Source organism: Streptomyces sp. NBC_01261 (assembly GCF_036226385.1).
Lineage (GTDB): Bacteria > Actinomycetota > Actinomycetes > Streptomycetales > Streptomycetaceae > Streptomyces.
In genome coordinates, this window is sequence record NZ_CP108463.1 from 4,874,828 (window position 1) to 4,900,071 (window position 25,244).

Annotated in this window: 24 protein-coding genes and 1 pseudogene; 11 read left to right on the plus strand and 14 right to left on the minus strand. The window is 70.4% G+C overall.

What is annotated here, in order from left to right; translation table 11 throughout:
* The first annotated feature begins 56 nt into the window (after positions 1–56).
* From OG226_RS21170 to OG226_RS21185, 4 genes are all read left to right on the plus strand, one after another.
* Positions 57–1,385, plus strand: coding sequence for an ABC transporter substrate-binding protein (locus OG226_RS21170; protein WP_329349725.1), 1,329 nt, complete (start codon positions 57–59; stop codon positions 1,383–1,385).
* Positions 1,386–1,540: 155 nt separating this feature from the next.
* Positions 1,541–2,365 carry a carbohydrate ABC transporter permease gene (locus OG226_RS21175; RefSeq protein WP_328680046.1) on the plus strand — a complete coding sequence of 275 codons (825 nt, stop codon included), beginning with the start codon at positions 1,541–1,543 and terminating at the stop codon, positions 2,363–2,365.
* Between the two features lie 4 nt (positions 2,366–2,369).
* On the plus strand, positions 2,370–3,269 hold the full coding sequence (locus OG226_RS21180) for a carbohydrate ABC transporter permease (protein ID WP_443044729.1): 900 nt from the start codon (positions 2,370–2,372) through the stop codon (positions 3,267–3,269).
* A 34-nt stretch (positions 3,270–3,303) separates the two neighbouring features.
* Positions 3,304–5,610 (plus strand): glycoside hydrolase family 3 N-terminal domain-containing protein, encoded by a 2,307-nt coding sequence (locus tag OG226_RS21185; RefSeq protein ID WP_329349726.1) that lies wholly within the window; start codon positions 3,304–3,306, stop codon positions 5,608–5,610.
* Between the two features lie 9 nt (positions 5,611–5,619).
* Here OG226_RS21185 and OG226_RS21190 read toward each other — a convergent pair whose 3' ends face one another.
* From OG226_RS21190 to tsaB, 4 genes are read right to left on the minus strand one after another with little or no spacing between them, the layout of a single operon-like run.
* Positions 5,620–5,859 carry a hypothetical protein gene (locus OG226_RS21190; protein WP_329353465.1) on the minus strand — a complete coding sequence of 80 codons (240 nt, stop codon included), beginning with the start codon at positions 5,857–5,859 and terminating at the stop codon, positions 5,620–5,622.
* A gap of 14 nt (positions 5,860–5,873) precedes the next feature.
* Complete coding sequence (tsaD, locus tag OG226_RS21195; RefSeq protein WP_328680049.1) at positions 5,874–6,980, minus strand: tRNA (adenosine(37)-N6)-threonylcarbamoyltransferase complex transferase subunit TsaD; 1,107 nt, start codon at positions 6,978–6,980, stop codon at positions 5,874–5,876.
* Entirely contained in the window at positions 6,973–7,491 is a 519-nt protein-coding gene (gene rimI / locus OG226_RS21200) for a ribosomal protein S18-alanine N-acetyltransferase (RefSeq protein WP_443044935.1), read from the minus strand. The genes tsaD and rimI overlap by 8 nt, the downstream gene beginning before the upstream one ends.
* Positions 7,492–7,520: 29 nt before the next feature.
* A complete protein-coding gene (tsaB, locus tag OG226_RS21205; RefSeq protein ID WP_328680055.1) occupies positions 7,521–8,174 on the minus strand; it encodes a tRNA (adenosine(37)-N6)-threonylcarbamoyltransferase complex dimerization subunit type 1 TsaB in 654 nt (217 codons plus the stop codon).
* Positions 8,175–8,343: 169 nt separating this feature from the next.
* Between tsaB and OG226_RS21210 the strand changes: the two genes are divergently transcribed.
* Complete coding sequence (locus OG226_RS21210; protein ID WP_329349727.1) at positions 8,344–8,904, plus strand: L,D-transpeptidase; 561 nt, start codon at positions 8,344–8,346, stop codon at positions 8,902–8,904.
* An 81-nt stretch (positions 8,905–8,985) separates the two neighbouring features.
* On the opposite strand, the gene OG226_RS21215 is transcribed toward OG226_RS21210, so the two are convergent.
* The 7 genes from OG226_RS21215 to OG226_RS21245 all read right to left on the minus strand — a co-directional run bounded on the left by OG226_RS21215 (position 8,986) and on the right by OG226_RS21245 (position 15,477).
* Entirely contained in the window at positions 8,986–9,156 is a 171-nt protein-coding gene (locus OG226_RS21215; protein ID WP_328680057.1) for a hypothetical protein, read from the minus strand.
* Between the two features lie 138 nt (positions 9,157–9,294).
* Positions 9,295–9,816: a tRNA (adenosine(37)-N6)-threonylcarbamoyltransferase complex ATPase subunit type 1 TsaE gene (gene tsaE, locus OG226_RS21220; protein WP_328680058.1), complete on the minus strand. Its 522-nt coding sequence runs from the start codon at positions 9,814–9,816 to the stop codon at positions 9,295–9,297.
* Entirely contained in the window at positions 9,782–11,020 is a 1,239-nt protein-coding gene (locus OG226_RS21225) for an alpha/beta fold hydrolase (RefSeq protein ID WP_329349728.1), read from the minus strand. Before OG226_RS21225 ends, tsaE begins: the two co-directional genes overlap by 35 nt.
* Positions 11,017–12,294 carry an alanine racemase gene (gene alr, locus OG226_RS21230; RefSeq protein WP_329349729.1) on the minus strand — a complete coding sequence of 426 codons (1,278 nt, stop codon included), beginning with the start codon at positions 12,292–12,294 and terminating at the stop codon, positions 11,017–11,019. Before alr ends, OG226_RS21225 begins: the two co-directional genes overlap by 4 nt.
* Positions 12,295–12,349: 55 nt before the next feature.
* Positions 12,350–13,249: a L,D-transpeptidase family protein gene (locus OG226_RS21235; RefSeq protein ID WP_328680063.1), complete on the minus strand. Its 900-nt coding sequence runs from the start codon at positions 13,247–13,249 to the stop codon at positions 12,350–12,352.
* A gap of 176 nt (positions 13,250–13,425) precedes the next feature.
* Positions 13,426–14,862 (minus strand): NAD(P)H-hydrate dehydratase, encoded by a 1,437-nt coding sequence (locus OG226_RS21240; RefSeq protein ID WP_329349730.1) that lies wholly within the window; start codon positions 14,860–14,862, stop codon positions 13,426–13,428.
* A gap of 243 nt (positions 14,863–15,105) precedes the next feature.
* Entirely contained in the window at positions 15,106–15,477 is a 372-nt protein-coding gene (locus OG226_RS21245) for a holo-ACP synthase (protein WP_328680067.1), read from the minus strand.
* A 158-nt stretch (positions 15,478–15,635) separates the two neighbouring features.
* Between OG226_RS21245 and OG226_RS21250 the strand changes: the two genes are divergently transcribed.
* Positions 15,636–16,649 (plus strand): hypothetical protein, encoded by a 1,014-nt coding sequence (locus tag OG226_RS21250; protein ID WP_329349731.1) that lies wholly within the window; start codon positions 15,636–15,638, stop codon positions 16,647–16,649.
* A 12-nt stretch (positions 16,650–16,661) separates the two neighbouring features.
* Entirely contained in the window at positions 16,662–18,416 is a 1,755-nt protein-coding gene (locus tag OG226_RS21255; RefSeq protein ID WP_329349732.1) for a M16 family metallopeptidase, read from the plus strand.
* 34 nt (positions 18,417–18,450) lie between these two features.
* On the opposite strand, the gene OG226_RS21260 is transcribed toward OG226_RS21255, so the two are convergent.
* Positions 18,451–18,894, minus strand: coding sequence for a hypothetical protein (locus OG226_RS21260; protein ID WP_328680074.1), 444 nt, complete (start codon positions 18,892–18,894; stop codon positions 18,451–18,453).
* A gap of 186 nt (positions 18,895–19,080) precedes the next feature.
* On the opposite strand from OG226_RS21260, the gene OG226_RS21265 reads away from it, so the two are divergent.
* Both OG226_RS21265 and OG226_RS51575 read left to right on the plus strand, forming a co-directional pair.
* The gene (locus OG226_RS21265; RefSeq protein WP_329349733.1) at positions 19,081–19,281 is read left to right on the plus strand and encodes a hypothetical protein; all 201 of its coding nucleotides are present in this window, start codon (positions 19,081–19,083) and stop codon (positions 19,279–19,281) included.
* Positions 19,282–19,300: 19 nt separating this feature from the next.
* Positions 19,301–19,429: pseudogene (locus OG226_RS51575) on the plus strand (DUF397 domain-containing protein); the annotation flags it as partial.
* On the opposite strand, the gene glmS reads toward OG226_RS51575, so the two are convergent.
* Positions 19,390–21,237, minus strand: a complete 1,848-nt coding sequence (gene glmS, locus OG226_RS21270; protein ID WP_328680076.1) for a glutamine--fructose-6-phosphate transaminase (isomerizing) — start codon at positions 21,235–21,237, stop codon at positions 19,390–19,392. The pseudogene OG226_RS51575 and the gene glmS sit on opposite strands and share 40 nt — an antisense overlap.
* Before the next feature lie 178 nt (positions 21,238–21,415).
* Between glmS and coaA the strand changes: the two genes are divergently transcribed.
* Positions 21,416–22,384 carry a type I pantothenate kinase gene (gene coaA / locus OG226_RS21275; RefSeq protein ID WP_328680078.1) on the plus strand — a complete coding sequence of 323 codons (969 nt, stop codon included), beginning with the start codon at positions 21,416–21,418 and terminating at the stop codon, positions 22,382–22,384.
* Positions 22,385–22,423: 39 nt separating this feature from the next.
* Positions 22,424–23,365 (plus strand): DUF389 domain-containing protein, encoded by a 942-nt coding sequence (locus OG226_RS21280; protein WP_328680080.1) that lies wholly within the window; start codon positions 22,424–22,426, stop codon positions 23,363–23,365.
* 503 nt (positions 23,366–23,868) lie between these two features.
* Here OG226_RS21280 and glmM read toward each other — a convergent pair.
* On the minus strand, positions 23,869–25,227 hold the full coding sequence (gene glmM, locus OG226_RS21285; protein WP_328680081.1) for a phosphoglucosamine mutase: 1,359 nt from the start codon (positions 25,225–25,227) through the stop codon (positions 23,869–23,871).
* Positions 25,228–25,244: the final 17 nt, after the last annotated feature.

The window sequence follows — 25,244 nt, forward strand, 5'->3', positions numbered from 1 at the left end:
AGGTTCCCGGAACATTCGTAGAACGGCTCGAAACATTCGCACGAGAGGTGCTGTCCATGGAGCCCAACACGTCCAACGGCGGGCGTACGTTCAGCAGGCGCTGGGTGCTCGGCGCCGGTGCCACCACCCTGCTCACCACCGGGCTCACGGCCTGCGGCTCCAGTGACAGCACCGGCGGCGGCAGCACGGTCACCGCCTTCACCTACGGCGACGACGCGGCGAAGGTGCAGGCCGAGGCCGTCACCCGGTTCAACGCGTCGGCGGCGGCCAAGAAGGCCAAGGGCAGGATCAAGCTGGAGAAGGTGCCCGGCACCGACTACCCGGCCAAGCTGCGCACCGCGATGGGCTCACCGAACGCGCCGGACGTCTTCTTCAACTGGGGCGGCGGCTCGATCAAGGCGTACCAGGAGGCGAACCAGCTGGTCGACCTCACCGACACCATCAAGAGCGACCCGGTCCTCAAGGACGGTTTCCTGCCGTCGGTGCTCGCGGCGGGTGCGCTCAAGGGCAAGAACTACGGCATACCGATGCGCGGCATGCAGCCGGTGATCCTCTTCTACAACAAGACCGTCTTCGCCGCGCACAAGCTCCAACCGCCCACCACCTGGGCCGAGTTGCTCGACATCAACAAGAAGCTGAAGGCGGCGGACATCACGCCGTTCGCGCTCGGCGGGGCCGACATCTGGCCCGAGTTGATGTGGCTGGAGTACCTGGTCGACCGGATCGGCGGGCCCGAGGTCTTCGACAAGATCAAGAACGGGGACGCGTCCGGGTGGGGCGACCCGGCTGTCCTCAAGGCCGCCGAGACCGTCAAGCAGCTCATCGACGACGGGGCGTTCGGCAAGGGGTTCAGTTCCGTGTCGTACGTCAACGGGGGCGCGCCCGCGGTGTTCGCCAAGGGCAAGGCGGCGATGCATCTGATGGGGTCGTGGGAGTACTCGACGCAGCTCGGGAAGTTCCCCGACTTCGCGAAGAACAACCTGGGGTGGTCCGCGTTCCCGAAGTACGAAGGCGGCGCCGGTGATATCCGTAACGTCGTCGGGAACCCCACCAACTACTGGTCCGTGAACGCCCGTACGGGCAACAAGGACGCGGCGATCGCGTTCCTCCGTGACTGTGCGTCGGAGGCGTATGCGAAGGACCTGGTCGCCAACGGAGATATTCCGACCACCTCCAACGCGGAGAAGCTCCTGGACTCCTCGCCCAACCCCGAGTTCGCGAAGTTCCAGTACCAAATGGTGCAGCAGGCACCGGCGTTCACGCTGAGCTGGGACCAGGCGGTGGATCCGGATGTGTCCACGCCGATGCTGACCGAGATCAACAAGCTGTTCGTGGGAAAGAGTTCGCCCAGCCAGTTCGTGTCCGCGCTCAAGGGGTTGAAGTGAGCGAGCGCTCCGCAGGTGGGGTGGTTCGTCGGGTGCCGGTGCGTCGTGGCTGGTCGCGCCCCGCGGCGGAGCCGCGAAAAGACACAGCCCCGCGCCCCTATCGGAGCGCTCCAGCACAGCGGAGTTCATCAGCGCACCGGAATTCACCTCACGTCGTGTGGGCTGTGCCCGGGGTTCTCTTCTTCGTCTTCTTCGCTGTTGCGCCCATGGTGTTGGCCGTCTACCTCTCCTTCACCACGTGGAACGGGCTCGGCGACCCCAAGCCGGTCGGGCTTGCCAACTGGCAGAAGCTGCTGCACGACTCCCGCCTCACCCAATCCCTCACCGTCACCGTCCTGTTGACGGTGACCAGCTGGGCCTTCCAAACCGTCGTGTCGCTGCTCCTCGGTGTCTGGGCGGCCGGGCGGCAGCGCAACCGGGCCATCCTCTCCGCGATCTTCTTCGTGCCGTTCCTGCTCTCCTCGACTGCCATCGCGCTGCTCTTCTACGCGTTGCTCGACCCGAACTTCGGCGTGATCCACCAGGACACGCTCGGGTCGACGAGCGGTGCGTTTCTCGCGATCGTGTTTGTCGGGGGGTGGCAGTTCATCCCGTTCCACACGCTGATCTATCAGGGCGGGGCCCGGCAGATTCCCGAAGTGCTCTATCAGGCGGCGGCGATTGACGGTGCGGGACGGTACCGGCAGTTCTTCTCGATCACGCTGCCCCAGCTCCGCAATACGGCCACGACGTCCAGCGTGCTGATGATCGTCGGCTCGCTCACCTACTTCGAGACCGTCCTGATCCTCACCCAGGGCGGTCCCGGCACGGACACGGCGATCCTGCCGTACCTGATGTACGAAGCCGGCTTCAAGAGCTACGACTTCGGGTACGCGAGCGCGATCGCGACCTTCCTGGTCGTCATCGCCACCGCGCTCTCCCTGGTCCTGGTCAGGCTCACCGGTTTCGGCGCCATGCGCAGTACCCGCGAAGGGATGTGACGGAGTGTCACACGACACGTTGCCGCGTCCGGTGAAGACGGCGGAGGAGCCGGTGGAACCCGCCCGAACGCGAAGGCGCCGGCACTGGACCAAGCGCCCCAACCCCGTCGCCGGCCTCGGCTCCCTCCTCTGGCTCGCGGTCGTCATCATCCCGATCTACGCGATGATCTCGGCCTCCCTCACCCGCCAGGACAAGGCACTGGGCAACAACGCCCTGAAACCGCCCACCGATCCGACCTTCGCCAACTACAACACCGTCCTGCACAACGGCTTCGGCCACTTCCTCGCGAACACGGCACTGGTCGCGGCGGCGGTCGTAGGCATCGTGCTGGTGCTGTGCGTGCCGCTCGCCTACGTGGCCGTCCGCACGAGGACGGTCTGGTCGACCGGCGCCTTCCGCCTGTTCCTGATGGGAGTGGCGATCCCGGCGCAGGCGGTCGTGGTCCCCCTCTACCTGATGATCGCCAAACTCGACCTGTACGACAGCCTGTTGGCGGTGATCCTCCCTACGGCGGCCTTCGCGATGCCGGTCTCCGTGCTGATCCTGACCGGCACGCTGCGGGACATCTCGGAGGACCTGTACGAGGCGATGGCGCTCGACGGCGCGTCGGCGACGCGGATGCTGTTCCAGTTGGTCATCCCGATGACCAAGGGCGGTATCAGCACGGTCGTCATCTACGCGGCGCTGCAGGCCTGGAACGGCTTCCTCTTCCCGCTGATCTTCACCCAGTCCGACGGACCGAGGGTCCTCACGCTCGGACTCTTCAACTACGTCAGCCAGTTCGGCGTGAACATCCCGGCCCTGCTCGCCTCGGTCGTCCTCTCCGGTATCCCGATCTTCGCCGTCTACCTGGTGGCCCGGCGCGCCCTGGTCGGCGGCCTGATGGGCGTGGGCGGCAAGTGAGCTGCCCCAACTCACCCTTTCCGAACGGAGTTTCATGACCACCGCCCCCTGGCGCGACCCCGCCCTGCCCGCCGCCGCCCGCGTCGACGACCTGCTCGCCCGGATGACCCTGGAGGAGAAGACCGCCCAGCTCTACGGCGTCTGGGTGGGCGCCGCGACGGACGGCGACGGGGTCGCCCCGCTCCAGCGGGAGATGACCTCGGAGTACGACTGGGACGAGCTGATCACCCGGGGTCTTGGCCAGCTCACCCGTTCTTTCGGTACGGCGCCGGTGGACCCGGAGCTGGGCGCGCAGGCGCTGGCCCGCGCGCAGCGCCGGATCGCGGCGGCGGGGCGTTTCGGCATCCCGGCGGTCGCCCATGAGGAGTGCCTGGCGGGGTTCACGGCGTGGGGTGCGACGGCGTACCCGGTGCCGTTGGCGTGGGGTGCCAGCTTCGACCCGGGGCTGGTCGAGCAGATGGCCCGGCGCATCGGCGCGGACCTGCGCGCGGCCGGCATCCACCAGGGTCTCGCCCCGGTCCTGGACGTCGTACGGGATCCGCGTTGGGGCCGGGTGGAGGAGACGATCGGGGAGGACCCGTACCTGGTGGGGACCATCGGTACGGCGTATGTGCGGGGGCTGGAGTCGGCCGGGGTCGTCGCGACGCTGAAGCACTTCGCCGGGTACGCGTCGTCCGTGGGGGCGCGGAATCTGGCGCCGGTGCGGGCGGGGGTACGGGAGTTCGCGGACGTCACTCTTCCCCCCTTCGAGATGGCGCTGCGGGAGGGCGGGGCGCGCTCGGTGATGGCGGCGTACAACGAGACGGACGGCGTGCCGGCGTCGGCCGACCCCGCGCTGCTGACCCAACTCCTGCGCGAGGAGTGGGGGTTCACGGGAACGGTGGTCGCCGACTACTTCGGCATCGGCTTCCTGGAGACGCTGCACCGGGTGGCGGGCAGCCCGGCACAGGCGGCGCGGGCGGCGCTGGAGGCGGGCGTCGACGTAGAACTGCCGACGCTGAAGTGCTACGGGAAACCGTTGGTGGAGGCGGTGCGGGCGGGGGAGGTCCCGGAGGCGCTGGTGGACCGGGCGGCGCGGCGAGTGCTGGTGCAGAAGGCCGAGTTGGGGCTCCTGAACGAGGACTGGTCCCCGGAGCCGACCGGGCGGATCGACCTGGACTCGACGGCGAACCGTACCCTGGCCCGCCAACTGGCCGAAGAGTCAGTCGTGTTGCTGGACAACCCGGACGGTCTGCTGCCGCTGGGGGCGGACGCGCGCATCGCCGTGGTCGGCCCGCGGGCGGCGGACGCTCTCGCCATGCTCGGCTGCTACTCCTTCCCGTCCCACGTGGGTACGCACCACCCCGAGGTGCCGATGGGCATCGAGATCCCCACGGTGCTGGAGTCGCTGCGGGCCGAACTCCCGGACGCCAAGGTGACGTTCGCGGAGGGGTGCGACGTCTCCGGCCCGGACACCTCGGGTTTCGCGGAGGCGGTGGCGCGGGCGACGGAGGCGGACGTGTGCGTGGCGGTGCTCGGCGACCGCGCGGGCCTGTTCGGACGCGGCACGTCGGGCGAGGGCTGCGATGTGGCGGACCTCCAACTACCCGGCATACAGGCCGACTTGCTGGACGCACTGGTCTCGACGGGCGTCCCGGTCGTCCTGGTCCTGCTGACCGGCCGCCCCTACGCGCTGGGCCGCTGGCACGGCCAACTGGGCGCGGTGATCCAGGCGTTCTTCCCTGGGGAGGAAGGCGGCCCGGCAGTGGCGGGAGTGCTGTCGGGCCGCGTCAACCCCTCCGGCCGCCTCCCGGTGAGCGTCCCGCACGCACCGGGCGGCCAGCCCTGGACGTACCTCCAACCTCCGCTGGGCCTGGCCGACGAGGTCAGCAGCCTGGACCCGACCCCGCTGTACCCCTTCGGCCACGGCCGCTCGTACACGACGTTCGAGTGGGAGCCCGCCGAATCAGGGGAGTTGGAGATCGACACGGACGGCTCCTACGACCTGCCCGTCACCGTCCGCAACACGGGCGACCGCACCGGCACGGAGATCGTCCAGCTCTACCTCCACGATCCGGTCGCCTCGGTGACCCGCCCGGACGTCCGCCTGATCGGTTACCAGCGACTGGAGTTGGCCCCCGGCGAGGCGACACGGGTGACCTTCCACTTCCACGCAGACCTGTCGGCGTTCACGGACCGCTCGGGCCGCCGGGTCGTCGAACCGGGCGCACTGGAACTGAGGTTGGGGGTGTCCAGCGCGGAGGTGCGGCATACGACACGGGTGACGCTGACGGGTCCCGTGCGGGTGGTGGGGGCGGAGCGGCGGCTGCGGTGCGAGACGGAGGTGCGGCGCGAGGGGTGAAAACCGCCGTTACCCGCCCACCGACTCGAACCGCCACCGGTGCACCGCCCGAGTCACCAACTCCCCGCCCGGCTCGGGCAGTTCAGGCAGGTCCGCGTCGTACTCCGCATCCCACCAGGTGATGACGAGCACCCGGTCCCGGGGTGCGCGCAGGAACTCCCGGCGCAGCGGCTCGGCGGGAAGTCGCTGTGCTCGCGCCCAGGCGAGGAGTTCCGCCCCTCGCCCGTCCGCCGCCCGGGCCTCCCACATCAACGCGACCGTCGTCACGAGTACAGGTTCTCCTTGCTGACCTCGTGCACGTGGTCGTGATCGTGGGAGTGGCCGGGGACGTGCGGGTCCGTCACCGGGAGGGAGGAGTCCGCGGACAGGTCCCAGTCCGAGGGGATCCGGTTCCGCGCGACCATTTCCGCGCCCAGCGCGGCGACCATCGCGCCGTTGTCCGTGCACAGCTTGGGACGCGGGACGCGGAGGCGGATGCCGGCGGCCTCACAGCGTTCCGCAGCCAGGGCGCGCAGGCGGGAGTTGGCCGCGACGCCGCCGCCGATCATCAGGTGGTCGACGCCCTCGTCCTTGCAGGCACGGACGGCCTTGCGGGTCAGGACGTCGACGACGGCCTCCTGGAAGGACGCCGAGACATCGCGGACCGGCACGTCCTCCCCCGCGGCCCGCTTCGCCTCGATCCAGCGGGCCACGGACGTCTTCAGTCCGGAGAAGGAGAAGTCGTACGCCGGGTCGCGCGGACCGGTCAGGCCGCGCGGGAACGTGATCGCCGTGGGGTCGCCCTCCTTCGCGTACCGGTCGATGACCGGCCCGCCCGGGAAACCGAGGTTCAGGACGCGGGCGATCTTGTCGAAGGCCTCGCCCGCCGCGTCGTCGATCGTCGCGCCCAGCGGCCGTACGTCCGAGGTGATGTCCGAGGAGAGGAGGAGGGAGGAGTGGCCGCCGGACACCAGGAGCGCCATCGTCGGTTCCGGCAGCGGGCCGTGTTCGAGCTGGTCCACGCAGATGTGGGAGGCGAGGTGGTTGACGCCGTAGAGGGGCTTGCCGAGCGCGTAGGCGTACGCCTTGGCCGCCGAGACGCCGACCAGCAGGGCGCCGGCGAGACCGGGCCCGGCCGTGACCGCGATGCCGTCCAGGTCCCGCGCGCTCACCCCCGCGTCCTTCAGCGCGCGCTGGATCGTCGGGACCATCGCCTCCAGGTGGGCGCGGGACGCCACCTCCGGTACGACCCCGCCGAAACGGGCGTGCTCGTCGACGCTGGACGCGATCGCGTCCGCCAGCAGGGTGGTGCCGCGGACGATGCCGACGCCGGTCTCGTCGCAGGAGGTCTCGATGCCCAGGACGAGGGGCTCGTCGCGTGAGTCAGTCATGGATCTCGGTTCCTTGTACGGAAGTTGACCCCGCAGCGGAGCTGCTGTCGGGATCTGTGGTCAGGCGCATCACCAGGGCGTCGACGTTGCCCGGCTGGTAGTAGCCGCGCCGGAATCCGATCGGGGCGAAGCCGAAGCGCTCGTACAGTTTCTGCGCGCGGACGTTGTCGACGCGGCATTCGAGCATGACCTCGGCGCACTCGAACTCGCTTGCCGCGCTGAGGAGTTCGGTCAGGAGGGTGGAGCCGAGGCCGGTGCCCCAGTGGTCGCGGGCGACGGCGATGGTCTGGATGTCGGCCTGCTCGCCGGTGGTGGCGAGACCCGCGTAGCCGATGACCCGCACGCCGCTCTCGGTCTCCGCACCGTCCACCTCGGCCACCAGGTACCGCCGGGTCGCCTCAGCCCCCCGCGCATGCGCCAGTTCGGACCAGAACATGCCCCGGGACCAGGCGTCCTCGGGGAAGAGGTCCTTCTCCAGCTCCAGCACGGAGTCGATGTCCCACCAGCGCATCTCGCGCAGCCGAGGACTCAGGGATTCGGTCACTTGGGGGTGACCACCTTGTAGTTCTTGGGCACCTGGGCGTCGGGACGGCGCAGGTACAGCGGCCGGGGCGCGGGCAGTTCGACGCCCGCCGCGAGTCTCTCGACGGCCAACGCGGCGAGCGCGGCGGCGGAGACGTGCTCCGGCTCGTGGGCGGACGGGAAGGTGTCCGGGTAGAGCAGCGCGCCGGCGCCGACGGCGGGCAGTCCGGCCACCCGCTCCGCGATGTCGGCGGGCCGGTCCACGGCCGGGTCGGTGAGGCGGGTGCGGGAGTCGGCGTAGCGCGCCCAGTAGACCTCCTTGCGCCGCGCGTCCGTGGCGACGACGAAGGGGCCGTCGAGGTCGGCGGCGTAGGCGAGGCCGTCCAGGGTGCACACACCGTGCACGGGCACGCCGAGCGCGAGTCCGAAGGTGTCGGCGGTCATGAGGCCGACGCGCAGCCCGGTGTAGGGGCCGGGGCCGATGCCCACGACGATTCCCGTGACGGCGTCGAGCGTGAGCCCCGCGTCGGCGAGCACGTGGTCGACGGCCGGGAGCAGCAGTTCACCGTGGCGGCGCGCGTCCACCTGACTCGACGAGGCGATGACGGCCTCGCCGTCGTGCAGGGCGACGGTGACGGCTGGGGTGGCGGTATCCAGAGCGAGCAAGAGCACGCAAACAGCCTACGGCTCCGGCGCCGCGAGCACGGCCGCCCCGGTCGGCCCGGCCCCGGCTGCTACGGTCACCTGGGGTCACCGGACTTACGGGACGTAAGGGACCGTACGGGGCTGTACGAGGCACCGTCACAGGACGTAGACGTATGAGACGCGGAGGTGGGCGCTGATGGCCGGCAGCAGCTCGGGAATCGTGGCCGGGCTCACCGTGGCGGCCGTCGCCACGGTCGGTTTCCTCGCCTATCAGGCATCGGCGACCGTCCCGCCCGGACTGGCGGACAAGGCCCGTGCGAGCGCCTCACCCGTGGCGGTGGCCACCTCGAAGGCCCCGCGCGACAAGAAGAACCCCGCCGCGCTGCCCGCCGCCTCCGGCAAGGGCGAGCGGGTCGTGTACTCGGTGGACGACGACCGGGTGTGGCTGGTCGCCGAGAACAACAAGGTCAACCGCACGTTCAAGGTCACCCCCGGCACGGTGGACCCGCCCACGGGCACCTATCCGGTCACCTCCCGCTCGAACGCCATCACCGGCACCGACGGGATCCCCATCCAGCACGTCGTCCGTTTCACCAACGCGGACAACGTCGCCATCGGCTTCAGCGCGGCGGTCAGCGGCGCGACGGACGCCCCCGACCCCACGAACAAGTCGGGCGGCATCCGCGAGTCGCCCGAGGACGGCGCGGCAATGTGGGAGTTCGCGACGATCGGCCAGAGCATCGTCGTAATCCGCTGAGCAATTCAACTGGGGGCAGCGCAACCCACCAGGGGCGCGGGGAACTGCGCGACCAGCCACGACGCGCCCGCAGACGAACGACTACGCCGCTTTACGCTGACGCTGCTCGCCCGGCACCTCCACCGGCTCCGGCGCGCGAGGAGGCGTCGAAACGGCCAGCGCCGCATCCCCCGCCGCCAACAGCTCCCGCATGGACACCCCGGCGAACGCATACCGCCGCGCCTGCTCGCACTGGTTCTCTGCAGCCGACATGGACGCCTCCTGGGAGCCGGGGGCAGACGTAGTTAGGTAGACCTAACTACGAACTGGATACCATGTGACCACGCGCGAGACCCGGAACGCAACATCTTGCCGACACCTTGTCGGAACCCACACCCCTCGCACCCCCGGTCAGCCGCCGAGCACGCCCAGTTCCACCGCGGCCCACCGCGCACCGAGCCCGGTGACAGTGACGTGCCGTACCTCGTCGGTCGTATCCCCGACGGCTCGGTGGATGACGAGCGACAGCCGGTCGTCGGTCAACTCCTCGACCTTCCCCTCGCCCCACTCCACGACGATCACGGACTCGGGCAGCGACACATCGAGGTCGAGGTCCTCCATGTCGTCGAGCCCGCCGCCCAGGCGATACGCGTCGACGTGCACAAGCGGCGGCCCGTCCCCCAGCGACGGATGCACCCGGGCGATCACGAAGGTCGGCGAGGTGACCGCGCCGCGGACCCCGAGCCCCTCCCCCAGCCCCCGGGTGAGTGTCGTCTTGCCGGCGCCCAGCTCACCCGTGAGCATCACGAGGTCGCCCGCGCGCAGCAATTCGGCGAGGCGGCGCCCCAACTCCCGCATCTGCTCGGGGGAGTTGACGGTGAGGGAGACGGACAGGGGCTCAGCCGCGTTGTGCGGTGCTGCTGGTGCTTCCATAGCCACTTACGGTAGCCCCTGCCGGCACGGCACCCGCGCGGGTGAGCAGGTCGGCGAGGCGGTCCGTCACCACTTCGGGGTGCTCCAGCATCACCAGGTGCCCGGCGTCCGGCACGAGCACCAGCTCGGCGTCCGGCAGCAGGTCGGCGATGGCCTCGCTGTGCTCACTGGGCGTGACGAGATCGCCGATCCCGGCCAGCACGAGCACCGGCATGTCCTTGAAGTGGGTCAGGGCGGCCGTCTTGTCGTGGTCGGTGAAGGCCGGATAGAACTCCGCCACGACATCGATGGGCGTGCCCTCGATCATCCGCTCGGCGAACCGCGCGACCGCCGGATCGACGTCCCGCGAAGCGAACGAGTACCGCTTGATGATCCCGGCGAACAGATCGGCGGTGGCCCGTCGCCCCCGCTCCACCAGCGCGGCCTGCTGTCCGAGCGCCTTCAGTACCTCGGGCAGCACCCGCCGTACCGCGTTGACCCCCGCGACGGGCAGCCCGAAGTTGACCTCGCCGAGCCGCCCGGAGGACGTACCGACGAAGGCCGTGGCGACGACCCGGTCGCGGATCAGGTCGGGGTACTGGTCGGCGAGCGCCATCACCGTCATGCCGCCCATGGAGTGCCCGACGAGCACGATCGGCCCCTCGGGCACGGCCGCGTCGATCACGGCCTTCAGGTCGCGCCCCAACTGGTCGATGGTGAGCGGCATGTCGTCTTCCAGCTGCGCCACCCCGCGCGCGGAACGCCCATGGCTGCGCTGGTCCCAGTGCACGGTCCGCACGACCCCGCGCAGGGCGGCCCGCTGGAAGTGCCAGGAGTCCTGGTTGAGGCAGTACCCGTGGCTGAAGACGACCGTGACGGGGGCCGGGGCCTTCCGCCCGAAGAGCCGTCGCCGCTTGGGCGTGACGGCGACCTCCGGCTCGATGTCGTCGACCTCGTAGTACAGCTCGGTGCCGTCGTCGGCCTGTGCCGTGCCGGGGGTGCCGCGCAGCGAACCGTACGGTCCGGTGGAGTCGAGCGCCAGCCGGGCCCGCTCGCGCATCCCACGCCCGACGGTCATCCGCTCTATGGCGACACCGGCCGCGGCCCCGGCGGCGATCACCCCTATCGCGGCGCCCGCGATACCGGTGACCTTCCGCCAGTTCCCGCCCGCCCCCGCGGCGGCGGAGGCGACCGCGGCAACCGCCTCCGCACTGCTCTCGCTCACGTGCCGCTCCTCTTCACGTCAAGACCCTGCGCTACGTCGTCTCCCTCATACCCGGGGACGACCTCGGAGACGACCTCGGGGCCGCCCCCGGAACCGCCCTCACCGGCGACCTCATTGACGTAGACGCGGGGAACGCGTGTTCCGATGCGGGTCACGATCTCGTACGCGATGGTTCCGGCGGCCTGCGCCCAGTCCTCGGCGGTGGGCTCACCACGGTCACCGGCCCCGAACAGAATCGCCTCCGCCCCGGCCTCCAGCTCTTCCCCACCCAGGTCCACGACGAACTGGTCCATGGCGACCCGTCCCGCGACGGTCCGCCACTTCCCGCCGACGAGCACCGGCCCGGTACCGGAGGCGTGCCGCGGGATGCCGTCCGCGTACCCGACGGGGATGAGTCCGAGGGTGGTCACGCCCGGGGTGACGTAGTGATGCCCGTAACTGACCCCGTGCCCGCCCGGCACCTGCTTCACCAGCGCGACGGACGCCTTCAGGGACATCACCGGCCGCAGCCCGAAGTCGGCCGAGGACCCCACCTCAGGGCTGGGCGAGATGCCGTAGACGGCGATGCCGGTGCGGACGAGATCGAAGTGCGAGTCGGAACGGGTGAGCGTGGCGGGCGAGTTGGCGATGTGCCGCACCTCAGCCCGCACCCCACGCTCCTCCGCGTACGCCACCATCTCGCGGAAGAGGGCGAGTTGGGCATCGATGGAGGGATGCCCCGGTTCGTCGGCGCAGGCGAGGTGGGACCAGAGCCCGGTAATACGGAGAAGCCCGTCGGCCTCCGCGCGGAGAGCAGCGCCGACCAGCTCGGCCCAATCTTCACCGGGCTGGCACCCATTACGACCCAGCCCGGTATCGGCCTTGAGCTGCACGCGCGCGGGAAGCCCGACAGCACGAGCGGCCGCGACGACCTCCTCCAAGGCCCACATCCCGCTCAAGGACACATCGAGGTCGGCCTCGATGGCCTCCCGCCAGGGCCCGCCCGGGGTCCACAGCCAGCACATGATCCGCACGCCGTCGGGCAGCCCGGCGCGCGCCCGCAGGTCAAGCGCTTCCTCGGGCGTGGCAGTACCGAGCCAGGTGGCCCCGCCCTCCACGGCGGCACGCGCACAGGGCACCGCCCCATGGCCGTAGGCGTCGGACTTCACCACGGCCATGAGGGCCGCGCCCGGCGCGAGGGCGCGCAGGGTCCGCACATTGGCCCGCAGGGCGCCCAGATCGATCTCGGCGCGGGCGCGCAACGGTGCGGTGGGCTGTGTCGCTGTCTCATTCATGGCACCCCCAGTGTCTCAGAGGGGACCGACACCCCCTCTGAGCCCTCCTTGTTCGCTAGTTCCCGGGCCGGTGCCCCCACACATACACACGGTCGCCCTTCTTGAGGACACCCCAGAGCTTGCGGGCGTCGGCCAGCCGCAGATTGACGCAGCCCCAGGAGCCGACGGTGGTGTAGATGCTGCCGTAGACGGCGTGGAAGGCGATGCCGCCGTCGAAGAACTGGGCATACGGCATAGGGCTGTTGTAGAGCGTCGACCAGTGGTTCTTGTGCTTCCAGTAGATCTTGTGCCACCCGCCCCGGGTCACGTGCCCGGTCCGCCCACTGCGCATGGGCACGGGCCCGAAGACGACCTTCTTCCCCTTCTGCACCCAGGTGAGCTGCCGGTCGAGATCGACACAGGCGACGCGGTACGAGCGGACGGGGCATTTCCGGGCGGCGTTCGGATTCCTCTTGGCACCGATCTGCTGCATACGAGCCCAGGTGACAGGCCCGGCGAACCCGATAGCGGGCTTGATGCCCTGCTTCTTCTGAAAGGCACGAATGGCCGTGCAGTCGCGGCCCGACTGCTTCCCGTCCACCGTGAGTTTCAGCCACCGTTCGACGCCCCGCTGATACGGTCCGGTCTGCTTGCTGCAGCTCACCTTGGCGACGGCGTCCGCGATCGGCACGTACTCGACGAGCGCGTAGGTCCCCACGGCGGCGTCGCGCGGCTCGACCCGGTCTTCTTCGGCGGTGGGCGTGTACACCGCCGGCGGAAGCGCCTGATCCGGCGTATCGATCTGCCACGGCTGATACGGCCCCGGCGGCACCCCCGGCACCAACTCGCTCTCCCCCGGCCCCGCCGCCGGCGGCACCGGCCCGTCCGCCCAGGCACTACCGGCCCCGACGGGGAGAGCGATCACCGCGGTGAGCAGCACCGCGATACTTCTGTGCGCGATTCGTGTACTGATCATGTGATCAGAGAAACGCGACGGTACGACCGGAAGTGGGTGCCGCGCGGAGGGGTCACCCTTATTGACGAGCGCGGATGCGTGCGGCGGGGGTACGGCGCTTTCAGCACAGGCCAGTCATATCCAGCCCGTCCGGCGTTTGAGGACGAGGCCGTTCAGGCCGACGGGGGCGAGAAGAGTCAGCCCCGCACATCCCGCCAGGCAAGCCGAACCGCCTCAGCCACATCATGCGCCCCCACAGGCGCCCCATCCGCGGCCAACCTCCCCGCCAGCCCATGCAGATACGCCCCCACACTCCCCGCGTCGAACGCCGACAACCCCGCCGCCAACAACGACCCGCAGAGCCCCGACAACACGTCCCCACTGCCCGCCGTAGCCAGCCACCCCGTTCCCGTCGCATTGACCCGCACAGCCCCACCCCCCGAGTCCGCGACAAGCGTGGTCGACCCCTTCAACAACACGGTCGCCCCGTACCGCCCGGCCAACTCCCGCACGGATTCCAACCGAGCCCCCTCAACGTCCCCCCGAGGAACCCCGAGCAACGCAGCCGCCTCCCCCGCGTGAGGAGTCATCAACGTCGGCGCCCGCCGCCCCCGCACGGCACCCGCATCGACCAACCGCAACCCGTCCGCGTCAATGAGCACAGGCACATCGGCGGTCACCACATCAGCCACGGTCGAGGCGTCATCACCACCCCCGGGCCCCACGACCCAGGCCTGCACCCGCCCGGCCTTGAGCGGACCGCCCTCCGACACCAACACCTCGGGGAACCGGGCGATCACCGCGTCAGAAGCCGGCCCGACATACCGCACGGCCCCCGCCCCACCCCGCAAGGCCCCGGCGACAGCCAGCACAGCGGCCCCCGGATACCGCCCGGACCCGGCGGCGATCCCCACAACTCCCCGCCGGTACTTGTCGCTCTCTGCCCCCGGCACGGGCAACAGCCGCGCCACGTCCGCGTGTTGGAGGGCCTCCAGGGCAGGCCCGTCGGGCAGCTCACCCCCCAGCCCGATGTCAACAAGCCGCACGGCCCCGGCGTAGTCCCGCGCAGGATCGATCAACAACCCAGGCTTGTGCGCCCCGAAGGTGACGGTGACATCGGCCCGCACGGCAGCCCCCCGCACCTCCCCGCTGTCCGCGTCGACCCCGCTGGGCAGATCAACGGCGACGACAATCCCCCGTGCCTCCGAGGCAAGCCCGGCCAAGCGCGCGGCATCGGGCCGCAGCCCACCCTTGCCGCCGATCCCGACGATCCCGTCGAGGACAAGGTCGGCACGGAGAAGCAGCCCCTCGGCATCACCGGGCGCGACGCTCCGCCCACCGGCCCGCACCAACGCCTCAAGCCCCCCGGCATGGGCCCGCTCAGCCGCAAGCAGCACAGCCACCACCCCGGCCCCCCGCCGCGCGAGCCGAGCCCCCGCGTACAGGGCATCACCCCCGTTGTCCCCGCTACCCACCAGCAGCACGACCCGGCTGCCGTAGACCCGCCCCAACAACTGAGCACAGACAACGGCCAGTCCGGCGGCGGCCCGCTGCATGAGCGCACCCTCCGGAACCCGCGCCATCAGCCGTCGCTCGGCGGCCCTTACCGTCTCCACGCTGTACGCAGTACGCATACGTTCGAGTCTGCCCCGCAAGCCCCAAAGCCGCAGCCGCCGACGGCGATCGGCCCCGACAGGGGCACCCGCACCCGGGCGTCACCCCCGAGACCCGCCCCCCAAAAAAAGCCGCACCCGCCAACGGCGATCTACCCCCACAGGGGCCACCCGCAACAGACGACGAAAGCCGCACGGGCGGTGCGGGTGGGAATCAAAAAAGGCCGAAGGTGAAGCCGGGGCCGTACAGCCCCCACCCGCCCGTCACCCCTCCGCAATGACCACCGCCGAGGCCACCCCCGCGTCATGGCTCAACGAAACATGCCAGGAGCGCACCCCCAACTCGGCCGCCCGAGCCGCGACAGTCCCGGTAACCCGCAACCGAGGCCGCCCGCTCTCCTCGACGTACACCTCGGCGTCCGTCCAGTGCAGCCCGGCCGGCGCCCCCAACGCCTTCGCCACCGCCTCCTTCGCCGCGAACCGCGCGGCGAGAGACGCCACCCCCCGCCGCTCCCCGCTCGGCAACGACAACTCGCTGTCCAGGAACAGCCGCCGAGCCATGCCCGGCGTACGCGCCAGCGACGCCGCGAACCGGTCGATCTCGGCCACATCGATACCAACCCCGATGATGCTCATGCCGAGCACCCTACGACCGCGTACACCCCCGTCCCCCTTGTCACATACGGCTGCTAACCTGCGGCAACTCACATCACACGCATGACACCACTCACGTTCGCGCGCCCTGGGGGGCCAGTAGCCGCGCCGTGGGTTCAGGATTCGCCAGGGGGCGGAGCATGACCACCACCAGCACGACGACGGACGACGACGAAAGACCCGTAGCCCTGTCGGAACCGGTCACGGACCCGTTCACCACGCTGCCCGACCTCACCCCGCTGCGGGACGCGGCCCAGGCAGGCGACTGGCAGGCGACGCAGGCCTTCTTCACCACCCTCGACTCGACCGAGAACCCGGTCGAGAACCCGGTGGAGAACTCCGTGGAAAAGATGTCCTTCGCGGCAGGCCAACTCGCGGGCCTGGACGGCGTGGAGACCTACCTGGAGCAGGCGGCGGCCGACCACCCCGCCGACCCCCTCCCCCGCACCCTCCTCGCCGAGCGCTACATCCGCATCGGCTGGGCCATCCGCAGCCGCGCCCGCGCGGAGCGCGTGTCGCGCGACCAGTTCGCCCAGTTCCACGACTGGCTGGGGCGGGCCGAGCGCCTGCTGATCGACGTGTGCGCCGAGCAGCCCGGCAACGCCGCCGCCTGGACCGCCCGGCTGCTCACCGCCCGCGGCCTGGAACTCGGACACGCCGAGGCCCGCCGCCGCTACGACCGCCTCTCCGCCCACCACCCCCACCACTTCCGCGCGCAGTCCCAGCTGCTCCAGCAGGTGTGCCCCAAGTGGAGCGGTTCGTGGGAGGCGGCACACTCCTTCGCGCAGGAGTGCGTGGCCGCGGCCCCCGCCGGTTCGCACGCCGGGGCGCTGGTCGCCGAGGCGCACATCGAGCACTGGGCGGACCTGGACGGCGTCGAGCAGCGCACATACCTGCGGAGTGTCTCCGTCCGCAACGAACTGCGGTCCGCCGCGCGGGAGTCCGTGCTGCACCCGGACTACGCCCCCGGGTGGAACTGGATCGCGGCGGACAGCGCGTTCGCCCTGGCCTTCTCGATCGGCGGCCATGCCGAGGACGCGGCCGCGCACTTCGTCTCCCTCGAAGACCGGGTGAACGAGTACCAGTGGCAGTACCTGCCCGGCTGGCAGGCCGCGTTCGTGAAGTACCGCAAGTCCGCGCTCGCGACGCTCTAGGGGGAGCCGACGATGAAGACCACCGAGTTCGCGCCGGAGGCCCTCGCCGGCCTGATCGGCTGCACGACCACCCAGGGCATTCCCACGCTGTACGCCCCGCGCCAGGGCGGCGAGGTCACGGCCGGCCTCTTCTTCCGGGTGGGCCGCGCCGACGAGACGCTGGCGACGTCCGGGCTCACCCATCTCGTCGAGCATCTGGCCCTGCACCGGCTCCAGTTGACCGACCTGCACTACAACGGCGCGACGGCGAACGCGTACACCCTCTTCCACGCGACCGGCGACGAGGACGAGGTCGTAGCGCACCTCAACAGTGTCTGCGCGGCCCTGCGCGAACTGCCGCTGGCCCGGCTGGACACCGAGCGGGAGATCCTGCGCACGGAGGCCGCGGGCCGCGCGAACGGCGCCAACTCCCAGCTCCCGCTGTGGCGTTACGGCGCTCAGGGCTACGGACTGTCCAGCTACAGCGAGTTGGGAACCTGGGGCGTGACGCCCGACCAGGTCGGCGAGTGGGCGCGGACCCGTTTCACCCGTGAGAACGCGGTGTTGTGGATCACGAGCGAGTCCGTCCCGGAGGGCCTGGACCTCACCCTGCCGTCGGGCACCCGTTTCCCGCCCCCCGCGGCGACGAGCACCCTCCCGACGACCCCCGCGTACATCTGCGGCGAGGACGGCCAGGTGGTCCTGACCTCGGTCGTACGACGGTCGACGGCGGGCGCGGTCTTCGCGGACGTGCTCGGCCGGGCGCTCTTCCAGGACCTGCGCCAGGAGGGCGGTTACTCCTACTCGGCGCAGGCCGACTACACCCCGCGCGACGCCGACTTCGCCACGCTCACCGCGTACGCCGACGCGCTGCCGACGAAGCAGGACGCGGTGGTCGGCGGCTTCGTCGACACCCTCGCGCGCCTCCGCAACGGCACCATCGCGCAGTCCGAACTGGACTCCGTCCGCGGCAAGAAGCTCAAGATGTACGACGCCCCGGACTTCGCCGCCGCCTCCCTCCCCGGGTACGCCCTGAACCTCCTCCTCGGCCATCGCGTCCTCTCCCCCGCCGAGCACCGGGCCGAGCTGGAGGCGGTCGCGGTCGCGGACCTGCGCGAGGTGGCCCGCGAGGTGTGGGCGTCCGCCCTGCTCCAGGTCCCGGGCCACCGGGGCGTCGACTGGGCGGGCCTGACCCTGGCCCCGCAGTACTCCGGGACCACGGTCACGGGGAGCCGCCACCAGTCCCTGGAGAACGAGAACGTCACGCTGGTCATCGGCGAGGAGGGCGTGAGCGTCACGACCCCGCGCGGCGCGGTGACGGTCCCCTACGACACCTGCGTGGCGATGACCACCCGCCCCGACGGAGCCCGCGGCCTCACGGGCCCCGACGGCTTCGTGGTCACCGTGGAACCGACGCTGTACCTCGACGTGACCCCGGACCGGATCGCGACGATCGACGCGGCGGTCCCGGCGACGGCGGTGGTACGACTGCCGGCCCGCGCTCCGCACCACATCCCGCGACCGCGGCAGGGGACGCCGGGGCCCCGGCCGTCCAGGGGCCCCGGACCGGCGACGTGGGTCCCGACGTGGCTCCGGACCGTCGGCGGCTGGCTGCTCGCCGCGGTGGCGGCCGCGTGGGTCCTGATCGGCGGAATCACGATCGTCCGCGACTTCATCGGGCCCGACGGGGACTTGGGTGGCGCGTTCGCCGTCGCCCTCCTTGAGGTCCCACCGTTCATGCTCTTCCGGAGGCTGTACCTGGTGCATCGCGCGCGCCGGCGGCGATGACCGGCCCGGCCTGATCCGGTCCGATCCGGCCGGTTCACGCGGCGTCGAGGGCCCCGGTGATCTTGCGGACCATCTCCAGCATGACGGGGCCGGGCTCGCCCTTCTTGGGCCGGACGGCCGCTTCGAGGGCGACGAGAACGGTACCGCGGAAGTTGTCGGCCTCGGCCGGGTCCTGCTTCTTGAGCAGGCTCATGGCGGTGGTGAGCGCCGGCAGCACCTGATCGGCGATCTCGGCGACGGACTTCCCGTTCAGGTTCGGGATCTTCGAGTTCTCGGCGAGCACGTACCCGACCGGCCCGGTCGCCGAGGCCAGGGCGAGGCTGCCCTGGGTGGCGATCCGGTGCGGCGAGCCGGTGGTGGCACCGGCGGCGGCCATGAGCGTGATGGCGCCGTACGCGGCGGTACGGAGGGTGAGCTTGTCCTGGTCGGTGAGGTTGATGCCCATGATGATGTGCTCCTGTGTTCGTCGGTTCCGCATCGGCTTCCTTCTGACACAGAGCCTGCACGCACCCGGTTTCACGACGCCCTCAGCACGCTTTCAGCGAACCGCAACCAGCCTGAAGGCCATGCGTCGGTCCCGAAGCCGCGACCGGCGGCCCACTCATCACGCGGGGACGGCCCAACACCGGGTTCCGGCCCCGGCAGTTGAGATCGAGGGGCCGACGTGGTGATCGTCGGCTCCTTCTCCGGCGGCGCCAAGAAGATGACGTTGCCCCATTCCTCGCGAACTCTCCTGACCTACGGCAGGGTTCGCGAGGCGGCGACACGCCGCGAGCGGACGAACGCCGACGCGGCGGTCTTCGTGGGCGGCCTGACACAACGTCAATGTCGCTTACTGCCAGGGATGTTGGGTGCCCGGCTGTAAGCCCTGCCGATGCCCTCGCATCCGCGACTCAAAGACCCCGGCCAGGGCCACCCTCACGTTCCCGGCCGGAGCCTTCACCCCTCTCAGGGAAGCCCTGAGGAGCGAGTCCTACTCCACGGTCACCGACTTCGCCAGGTTCCGAGGCTGATCGACCTCGTTTCCCCGAGCCGTGGCCAGCTCACAGGCGAACACCTGCAACGGCACGGTCGCGACGAGCGGTTGGAGCAACGTCGGTGTCGCCGGGATCCGGATCAGGTGGTCGGCGTACGGGACGACCGTCTCGTCCCCCTCCTCCGCGATCACGATGGTCATCGCGCCCCGCGCCCTGATCTCCTGGATGTTGGACACGATCTTGTCGTGGATAACCGACCGCCCACGCGGCGACGGAACCACGACAACGACCGGCATCCCCTCCTCGATCAGAGCGATGGGCCCGTGCTTCAACTCCCCCGCCGCGAAGCCCTCGGCGTGCATGTACGCCAACTCCTTGAGCTTCAGGGCGCCTTCGAGAGCAACGGGATAACCGACATGCCGGCCCAGGAACAGCACGGTGTTCTTCGACGCCACCGACCGCGCCAACTCCCGTACAGGCTCCATCGTTTCCAGCACCCGCTCGACCTCACCGGAGATCTGCGACAGATCCCGGATGACGGCCTGAATCTCGTCCCCCCACTTCGTGCCCCGCACCTGACCGAGATACAGCGCGACCAGATAACACGCCACCAACTGCGTCAGAAACGCCTTCGTCGACGCCACGGCGACCTCGGGCCCGGCATGCGTGTACAGCACCGCGTCCGACTCACGGGGAATCGTCGACCCGTTGGTGTTGCAGATGGCCAGCACCTTCGAGCCCTGCTCCCTCGCGTGCCGTAGAGCCATCAGCGTGTCCATCGTCTCGCCGGACTGGGAGATGGCGATGACCAGGGACCGCGCGCCGAGGATCGGATCCCGGTACCGGAACTCGCTCGCCAGCTCCACCTCGCACGGAATCCGCGTCCAGTGCTCGATGGCGTACTTGGCGATCAGCCCGGCGTGGAAGGCCGTACCGCACGCGACGATGACGACCTTGTCGATCTCCCTCAACTCATGCACGGGGATGCGGACTTCGTCCAGCGTGAGCAGGCCCGCCGCGTCGATCCGGCCCAACAACGTGTCGGCGACCGCCTTCGGCTGCTCGGCGATCTCCTTGAGCATGAAGTAGTCGTAGCCGCCCTTCTCCGCTGCGGACGCGTCCCAGTCGACGTGGTACGAACGCACCTCGGCCGGAGCCCCGTCGAACCCGGTGACGGTCACCCCGTCCCGGCGCAGCTCGACGACCTGGTCCTGCCCCAGCTCGATCGCGGAGCGCGTGTGGGCGATGAACGCGGCGACGTCGGAGGCGAGAAAGGCCTCCCCTTCCCCCACCCCGACCACGAGCGGCGAGTTCCGCCGCGCGCCCACCACCACATCCGGCTCGTCCGCGTGCACGGCGACCAGCGTGAACGCGCCCTCCAGCCGCCGGCACACCAGCCGCATCGCCTCCGCCAGATCCGCGCACCCCGAGAACTCCTCGGCCAGCAGATGCGCGACCACCTCGGTGTCCGTGTCGGAGGCGAGATCGTGCCCGCGCTCCGCCAACTCGGCCCGCAGACAGGCGAAGTTCTCGATGATGCCGTTGTGGACGACCGCGACCCGCCCCGCGTTGTCGAGATGCGGGTGGGCGTTCGCGTCCGTCGGCCCGCCGTGCGTGGCCCAGCGTGTGTGCCCGATGCCCGTCGACCCCGCCGGCAGCGGCTGATCGACCAGTTCCTTCTCCAGATTGACGAGCTTCCCCGCCTTCTTGGCCGCCGCCAGCCCCCCGTCCGCGAGCACGGCGACCCCCGACGAGTCGTACCCCCGGTACTCCAGCCGCTTCAGCCCGGCCATCACCACATCGAGCGCCGACTGCGACCCCACGTATCCCACGATTCCGCACATGCGCCGCAGCCTAGGCGCCGACCCCCGTCCGAACACGGCACTCCGTGCCCGATTTCGGAAATTACGGCCACCGGCCGAAGGGCCTGATAGAGCGTCCGGACACCCCACGTGACGCACCCCACCCACCACCCCGTTCAAACTCCGTTAACAATGGACTGTGATCTCTCCGGTCTCCCCGATGCCCCGGAGCGCCCACCGGCACAAGCCGGAGGCGACTCCCTACGTCGACCTCACCCGAGCCGAGTGGAGCGCGCTGCGCGACAAGACGCCGCTGCCGCTCACCGCCGAGGAGGTCGAGAAGCTGCGCGGCCTGGGCGATGTCATCGACCTCGACGAGGTGCGTGACATCTACCTCCCGCTGTCCAGACTCCTCAACCTCTACGTCGGCGCCACGGACGGCCTGAGAAACGCGCTGAACACCTTCCTGGGCGAGCAGGGCTCCCAGTCCGGCACCCCGTTCGTCATAGGCGTCGCGGGGTCGGTGGCCGTAGGGAAGTCGACCGTCGCGCGGCTTCTCCAGGCGCTGCTCTCGCGCTGGCCCGAGCACCCCCGCGTCGAGCTGGTCACCACCGACGGGTTCCTGCTGCCCACGCGGGAGCTGGAGGCACGCGGGCTGATGTCGCGGAAGGGGTTCCCCGAGTCGTACGACCGCCGCGCGCTCACCCGCTTCGTCGCCGACATCAAGGCCGGCAAGGACGAGGTCACCGCGCCCGTCTACTCCCACCTCATCTACGACATCGTCCCCGACCAGCGGCTCACCGTCCGCCGCCCCGACATCCTCATCGTCGAGGGGCTCAACGTGCTCCAGCCCGCGCTCCCGGGCAAGGACGGCCGGACCCGCGTCGGGCTCGCCGACTACTTCGACTTCAGTGTGTACGTCGACGCGAGCGCCGAGGACATCGAGCGCTGGTACCTGAACCGGTTCCGCAAGCTGCGCGCCACCGCGTTCCAGAACCCGGACTCGTACTTCCGCAAGTACACCCAGGTCTCCGAGGAGGAGGCCGTCGACTACGCCCGCACCCTCTGGCGCACCATCAACAAGCCCAACCTGGTGGAGAACATCGCCCCCACCCGGGGCCGCGCCACCCTCGTCATCCGCAAGGGCACCGACCACAAGGTCCAACGGCTCAGCCTGCGCAAGCTGTAGCCCCGCAGACCCACACCCGCGGCCTGTTAAAAAGGCGTCATGCTGCACCTGCGCCTCATCACCCCCGCCGACAGGACCGACGACGTGGTCCGGCTCATCGAGACGACCGTCGGCACCGCACACCTCATCGTCATGACCGGCGCCGCCCGCAACCCCGTCGGCGACGTCGTCATGTGCGATGTCGCCCGCGAGGCCGGTGACGAACTCATCGGCGCACTAAGGGAGTTGGAGCTGGACCGGACCGGCTCGATCGCCGTCGACAACATCGACCTGTCCCTGTCGGAGCGGGCCGACCGGGCCCAGGACGACGCACCCGGCGAAGGTGCCGACGCCGTGCTGTGGGAGCACCTCGCCGACGCGACGCACGAGGAGTCCACCCTCACGGTCACCTACGTCGCGTTCCTGACCGTCGCCACCATGCTCGCGGCCTGCGGTGTGATGCTGGACAACGCGATCCTGATCGTGGGCGCGATGGCCGTAGGACCGGAGTTCGGGCCGCTCGCGGGGATCTCGACGGCGCTGGTGCGGAAGGCTCCGCAGTTGGTGTGGCGGTCGCTGTGGGCGCTGCTCGCGGGATTCGCCGCGGCCATGGTCCTTACGGTGGGCTTCAGTTGGCTGCTGGACACCCTCGGGCTCTTCGAGAAGTCCATGGTGGAGGCCGCGCGGCCCAACACCGCCTTCATCTGGAAGCCCGACTGGATGTCCTTCGTCGTGGCCTTCCTGGCCGGCATCGCGGGCACCCTGTCCCTGACCTCCGCCAAGTCCGGCGCCCTGATCGGCGTGGCCATCTCGGTGACAACCGTCCCGGCCGCCGCGAACGCCGCCGTCGCCTTCAGCTACCGCGACTACTCCCAGACCTGGGGCTCCACCTGGCAACTCCTCGCCAACCTCGGCGGCATCGTCCTGGCCGGCACGCTCACCCTGCTGACCCAGAAGTGGTTCTGGACCACCCAACGCGAGCGCACCACACAACTCACCTGACCAGGCGCCGACTTCACGGCAGCACCCGCTCAACTCACCGAACCGGACACCGGCTTCACGGCACCCGCCCAGCCGGACGGCGACTTGACGACGTCCGCTCACCTCACCCGACCGAGCACCGATCCCACGGCACCGACACAACTCACCCAGCCGAGCACCGACTCCACAACATCGACTCGGCTCAGCCCACCCAACCGATCGCCGCCTCGACGACACCCGCCCGGCTCACCCGGCCAAGCACCGATCCCACGGCACCGACACAACTCAGCTCACCCGACAGAACGCCGCCTCAACGGCACCGGCTCAACCCACTGAACCGGACGCCACCCCGACCGCACCCGCCCAAGCCACCTACCCCAGCGCCGACTTCACCGCATCGGCCAACCGCCCCGCCACCGACCGGGCACGGCACCGACCCAGCTCACCCGACCGAACGCCGCCTTCACGGCACCAGCTCAACCCACTGAACCGCACGCCACCCCGACGGCACCCGCCCAAGCCACCTACCCCAGCGCCGACTTCACCGCGTCGGCCAACCGCCCCGCCACCGACCGGGCCTGGTCGATGTCAGCGGCCTCGACCATCACGCGTACCAGCGGCTCGGTACCCGACGGACGCAGCAACACGCGCCCCGTGGAGCCGAGTTCACGCTCCGCCTCGGTGACCGCGGCGGCCAGGTCGGCGGACGTGCCGACCCGTGTGCGGTCCACGTCCGGCACATTGATGAGCACCTGCGGCAGCCGCGTCATCACGGACGCGAGGTCCTTGAGCGTGCGGCCCGTGTCGGCGACGCGAGCCGCCAGCATCAGGCCGGTCAGCGTGCCGTCGCCCGTGGTCGCGTGGTCCAGGATGATGACGTGGCCGGACTGCTCGCCGCCCAGCGCGTAGCCGTGCTCCTTCATCTCCTCCAGGACGTAGCGGTCGCCGACCGCGGTCTGGACGAGCTTCAGGCCCTCGCGCTCCATGGCCAGTTTGAAGCCGAGGTTCGACATGACGGTCGCGACGACGGTGTCGGAGCGCAGTGCGGAACGCTCCCGCATCGCCAGCGCGATCACGGCCATGATCTGGTCCCCGTCGACCTCTTCACCGGTGTGGTCCACGGCCAGGCAGCGGTCGGCGTCACCGTCGTGCGCGATGCCGAAGTCGGCGCCGTGCTCGACGACGGCGGCCTTGAGCAGACCCAGGTGGGTCGAGCCGCAACCGTCGTTGATGTTCAGCCCGTTGGGATCCGTGCCGATCGTGATGACCTCGGCGCCGGCCCGCGAGAACGCCTCCGGGGAGACCCGCGCGGCGGCACCGTGCGCCTCGTCGAGGACGATCTTCAGCCCGTCGAGCCGGTTCGGGAGCACGCCCATGAGGTGGGCGACGTACTGGTCGAAGCCCTCGTTGTAGTGCCGGACGCGGCCGACGCCCGAGCCGGTCGGGCGGTCCCAGGGGGCGCCGGTGCGGTGCTCGTCGTAGATCTTCTCGATCCGGTCCTCCAGCTCGTCGTCGAGCTTGTGCCCGCCGCGCGCGAGGAACTTCACACCGTTGTCCGGCATCGCGTTGTGGCTCGCGGAGAGCATCACACCGAGGTCGGCGCCCAGCACACCGGTGAGATACGCCACCGCGGGGGTGGGCAGCACACCGACGAGCAGTACGTCCACTCCCGAGCTGGCCAGGCCCGCGACCACGGCGGCCTCCAGGAACTCCCCGGACGCGCGCGGGTCCCGCCCGACCACGGCCGTAGCCCGGTGGCCCGCGAAGGTGCCCGCCTCGGCGAGTACATGCGCCGCCGCGACGGAGAGCCCGAGGGCCATCTCGGCCGTCAGATCCACGTTGGCGACACCGCGCACGCCGTCCGTGCCGAAGAGTCGTCCCACTTGTCCTCCTGAGGAAG

Excerpts from the sequence above, each read along its gene's own strand:
- OG226_RS21280 (WP_328680080.1), top strand. The coding sequence starts at position 22,424 with ATGCTGCACCTGCGCCTCATCACCCCCGCCGACAGGACCGACGACGTG.
- OG226_RS21190 (WP_329353465.1), bottom strand. The coding sequence starts at position 5,859 with ATGTGGGAGGCCCGGGCGGCGGACGGGCGAGGGGCGGAACTCCTCGCC.
- alr (WP_329349729.1), bottom strand. The coding sequence starts at position 12,294 with ATGAATGAGACAGCGACACAGCCCACCGCACCGTTGCGCGCCCGCGCC.
- OG226_RS21185 (WP_329349726.1), top strand. The coding sequence starts at position 3,304 with ATGACCACCGCCCCCTGGCGCGACCCCGCCCTGCCCGCCGCCGCCCGC.
- OG226_RS21240 (WP_329349730.1), bottom strand. The coding sequence starts at position 14,862 with ATGCGTACTGCGTACAGCGTGGAGACGGTAAGGGCCGCCGAGCGACGG.
- OG226_RS21260 (WP_328680074.1), bottom strand. The coding sequence starts at position 18,894 with ATGCGGAACCGACGAACACAGGAGCACATCATCATGGGCATCAACCTC.
- OG226_RS21255 (WP_329349732.1), top strand. The coding sequence starts at position 16,662 with ATGAAGACCACCGAGTTCGCGCCGGAGGCCCTCGCCGGCCTGATCGGC.
- OG226_RS21235 (WP_328680063.1), bottom strand. The coding sequence starts at position 13,249 with ATGATCAGTACACGAATCGCGCACAGAAGTATCGCGGTGCTGCTCACC.
- tsaE (WP_328680058.1), bottom strand. The coding sequence starts at position 9,816 with ATGGAAGCACCAGCAGCACCGCACAACGCGGCTGAGCCCCTGTCCGTC.
- coaA (WP_328680078.1), top strand. The coding sequence starts at position 21,416 with ATGCCCCGGAGCGCCCACCGGCACAAGCCGGAGGCGACTCCCTACGTC.
- OG226_RS21210 (WP_329349727.1), top strand. The coding sequence starts at position 8,344 with ATGGCCGGCAGCAGCTCGGGAATCGTGGCCGGGCTCACCGTGGCGGCC.
- tsaD (WP_328680049.1), bottom strand. The coding sequence starts at position 6,980 with ATGACTGACTCACGCGACGAGCCCCTCGTCCTGGGCATCGAGACCTCC.
- OG226_RS21215 (WP_328680057.1), bottom strand. The coding sequence starts at position 9,156 with ATGTCGGCTGCAGAGAACCAGTGCGAGCAGGCGCGGCGGTATGCGTTC.
- glmS (WP_328680076.1), bottom strand. The coding sequence starts at position 21,237 with ATGTGCGGAATCGTGGGATACGTGGGGTCGCAGTCGGCGCTCGATGTG.
- OG226_RS21170 (WP_329349725.1), top strand. The coding sequence starts at position 57 with ATGGAGCCCAACACGTCCAACGGCGGGCGTACGTTCAGCAGGCGCTGG.
- rimI (WP_443044935.1), bottom strand. The coding sequence starts at position 7,491 with ATGCGCTGGTGGGACATCGACTCCGTGCTGGAGCTGGAGAAGGACCTC.
- OG226_RS21245 (WP_328680067.1), bottom strand. The coding sequence starts at position 15,477 with ATGAGCATCATCGGGGTTGGTATCGATGTGGCCGAGATCGACCGGTTC.
- OG226_RS21250 (WP_329349731.1), top strand. The coding sequence starts at position 15,636 with ATGACCACCACCAGCACGACGACGGACGACGACGAAAGACCCGTAGCC.